General features: G+C 59.9%; 1 protein-coding gene. It reads right to left on the bottom strand.

The window, feature by feature from the left end; genetic code table 11:
• Positions 1-268, bottom strand: a 268-nt coding sequence (locus tag SB717_RS34245; RefSeq protein WP_410907288.1) for a hypothetical protein, incomplete at its 3' end; no start/stop codon positions are given.
• Between the last annotated feature and the right edge of the window lie 86 nt (positions 269-354).

The raw sequence follows: 354 nt of genomic DNA, 5'->3' as shown, positions 1-354 counted from the left end.
CCGGGTCGGTGCTCTCGCCTTCGAAGGTGCCGCCACGTATGAGGTAGTCACCCCAACGGTTGCTATCATCTTCGGTAGGCAAATGCGTCATCGCTGTCTCGATCAGCTCTTCGGCGGTGATGCCACCTCGACGGTTATACGTGTCGTCTTCCGCCCGCGCACTGAGGTTCGCGGCATAGCCCTTGATCCACTCGTATGCCAGTGCCTGCGGATCACCACACATGCGGCGAGCGTCATGCTCTTCGATGGGGTACGGGTGATCCATCATTCCCCCTTTTTGAAGTCCGGGTGATCCCAGACATGGCGCAGTGAAGTGATCATGCGCGGGTAGACGACGAGCCAGAAGCGCTGGCC

It is taken from the genome of Priestia sp. SIMBA_032, from assembly GCF_046535215.1.
In the GTDB taxonomy this organism is placed as follows: domain Bacteria; phylum Bacillota; class Bacilli; order Bacillales; family Bacillaceae_H; genus Priestia; species Priestia aryabhattai.
Note: the sequence above shows the minus strand (reverse complement) of the source record. Positions and strands in the feature narration are given on the sequence as shown.